Annotated in this window: 4 protein-coding genes; all 4 read left to right on the plus strand. The window is 31.6% G+C overall.

Annotated features, from left to right (window positions below):
* Position 1 precedes the first annotated feature (1 nt).
* A complete protein-coding gene (locus ACLR9T_RS13565) occupies positions 2 to 748 on the plus strand; it encodes a carbohydrate deacetylase (protein WP_413110035.1) in 747 nt (248 codons plus the stop codon).
* Complete coding sequence (locus tag ACLR9T_RS13570) at positions 726 to 2075, plus strand: acyclic terpene utilization AtuA family protein (protein WP_413110036.1); 1350 nt, start codon at positions 726 to 728, stop codon at positions 2073 to 2075. The genes ACLR9T_RS13565 and ACLR9T_RS13570 overlap by 23 nt, the downstream gene beginning before the upstream one ends.
* Before the next feature lie 3 nt (positions 2076 to 2078).
* A complete protein-coding gene (locus ACLR9T_RS13575) occupies positions 2079 to 2378 on the plus strand; it encodes a hypothetical protein (protein ID WP_008789078.1) in 300 nt (99 codons plus the stop codon).
* 2 nt (positions 2379 to 2380) lie between these two features.
* A partial coding sequence (locus ACLR9T_RS13580; protein WP_413110037.1) for a 3-hydroxyacyl-CoA dehydrogenase family protein occupies positions 2381 to 2959 on the plus strand: 579 nt, incomplete at its 3' end.

Below are 2959 nucleotides of genomic sequence, written 5' to 3' on the forward strand. Positions count from 1 at the left end.
GATTAACAGTGCTCTTTTCTCTTATATGAAAGTGATTATAAATGCAGATGATTTTGGTTATACAAAGGCAGTAACTGAAGGTATTATCGAAGGATATCATAGAGGAATTATTCGTTCAACAACAGCTTTATGCAATATGGAATATGTTGAATATGGTAAAAAATTATTAAAAGATTGTCCTAATCTAGCTGTCGGTGTTCATCTGACACTAACACTAGGAAAGTCTCTCACACAAAATCAGACACTTACTGATGAATTTGGGTATTTCTATAAGCCAGAAATGCTGCAAGAACATATGTTTGATCCTCAGGAAGTCTATCTTGAATTTAAAGCACAGATAGAAAAATATATTGAAATATTTGGGCGTAAGCCAAGTCACTTAGATAGTCATCATGGTATGCATGATTTTCATGATAATTATCTTGCAACAGAAAGATTAGCCAAAGAATATCATTTACCTGTGAGAAGATATAGTGATTATTTATTTGTTAAAGAATTTGTGAATGAAAAGATATCAGTTGAGGGATTGATTGATATATTAGAAAAATATAAGAATAAAAATATTGAAATTATGACTCATCCAGGAAATTGTGATTTAGAATTATATGAAAAAAGTTCTTATTCTCTCAATCGAGTTGTAGAATTATCAATTTTATGTCATCAAGATATAAAAGATTATATTAAGGAAAACAAAATAGTAGTTACAAACTACTTAGGAGAATCATATGAAGAAAATACGTATAGGTAGTGGAGCTGGGTATGCTGGCGATAGGATTGAGCCGGCTATTGATTTAATTGAACAAGGGCAGTTAGATTATATTATTTTTGAATGTCTTGCTGAAAGAACAATCTCACTAGCTCAAAAAGCAAAACAAAGTCATCCAGCGTTAGGATATAATGAATTATTTGAATATCGATTTGAAAAAATATTAGATGCATTAAAAGAACATAAAGTTAAAGTTGTTACGAATATGGGGGCTGCTAATCCAGCGGCTGCAGCAAGAAAATGTGCAAAAATGGCTAAAGAGAAAAATTTAACACATATTAAGATTGCTTATGTTGAAGGTGATGATATTAGTTGCCAATTGCAGAATTATATGGATTATCAGGTTATGGAAACAGGACAACCTCTTATGGCTATTGATGGAGATATCTTATCTGCTAATGGATATATTGGAATCAAAGGGATAGTAGAGGCTCTAGAAAATAATGCTGATATTATTATTACGGGAAGAGTTGCTGATCCTTCATTAGCATTAGGACCGTTGGTCTATGAATTTGGTTGGGCAATGGATGATTATGATAAATTAGGTAAAGGAACATGGATTGGTCATTTATTAGAATGTGCAGGACAAGTGACAGGAGGGTATTACGCAGATCCTGGTTATAAAGATGTTCCAGAATTGTGGAATCTTGGTTTTCCAATTATAGAAGTAGATGAAACTGGAGATGGTATTGTAACGAAATTACCTCATACTGGTGGTATAGTGACAACTGAAACAGTGAAGGAACAAACATTATATGAAATTCAAGATCCAGTTCAATATTTTACACCTGATGTCATTGCTGATTTTTCACATGTAAAAGTAGAACAACTAGAAAAAGATATTGTTAAGATATCTGGAGCAACCGGACATGCACCTAATGGCTATTACAAAACAAGTGTAGGTTATCATGATTGGTACATTGGTGAAGGCCAGATAAGTTATGGGGGATGCAATGCGCTTGCAAAAGCGCAACTTGCAAAAGAGGTTCTAAAACATCGCTTTGAAATGATTGGATTTAATGCAGATGAAATCAGATATGATTATATTGGTCTGAATTCATTATATCAAGATCATATTTCAAATCAATTGTTACAGGGAGTGTCATTTGAATTAAGATTAAGAGTGGCAGCACGTGTAAAAGATTATGCTCAGGCTCAGATTGTTGGTAATGAGGTAGAAGCATTGTATACAAATGGACCATCTGGTGGTGGTGGCGCAACTAAAAATATAAAAGATATTATTAGTATTGCATCTATTTTGGTTCCAACAGATCATTTTGAGATTACTGTTGGATATTTGGAGGTTTAGAATATGTTACTTAAAGAGATTGCTCATTCAAGAACCGGAGATAAAGGAAATATATCAGTTATTTCTGTTATTGCTTATCAGCAAGAGGATTATAAGCTTATTAAAGAAAAAGTCACTGTAGAAAAATTAAAGGATTATTTTAAAGATATTGTTCATGGAAAAATAACTAGATATGAAATAGAGAGTATTGGAGCTTTAAATTTTGTTATGGAAGATGCCTTAGGTGGTGGAGTAACAAGATCATTAGCTATTGATATGCACGGAAAAACTCTTGGAAGTGCATTATTAGAAATGAAGATTTAAAGATGAACATACAAGAAATTGTGATTGCAGGAGCAGGAACAATGGGATATTCTATGGCTCAAATTTTTGCAAAATATCATTATAGTGTTATTATTTATGATCTCAATGAAGAAGCACTATCAAATGCAAAAAAACATATCCAAGATAATGTTTCTATATTACTTAATGAACAAGAATTGACTAGTCAGCAATCACAGGATTTGTTCAATCATTTATCCTATACAACAAATAAAGATTGTTTTAAAGAATGTGATTTAGTTGTTGAAAGCATTATTGAAGATCTTAAAATAAAAAAATCATTTTATCAAGATATCTCTCAATTTGTTAAAGATGAATGTATTCTAGCAACAAATACATCAGGAATTTCTATTAATGAATTAGCAAGTGCTGTATATAAGCCAGAAAGATTTATTGGAATGCATTGGTTTAATCCGTGTCATTTGGTGCTATTAATTGAAATTATTAAAGGAAAAGAAACTCATGATTCAATTGCCGATGCTATTTATCAATTAAGTCTTTCAATTGATAAAAAGCCAGTTATTGTCAACAAAGATGTTTTAGGCTTTGCTGCCAATAGGATT

Source organism: Thomasclavelia sp. (genome assembly GCF_047249845.1).
GTDB lineage: Bacteria > Bacillota_I > Bacilli_A > Erysipelotrichales > Coprobacillaceae > Thomasclavelia.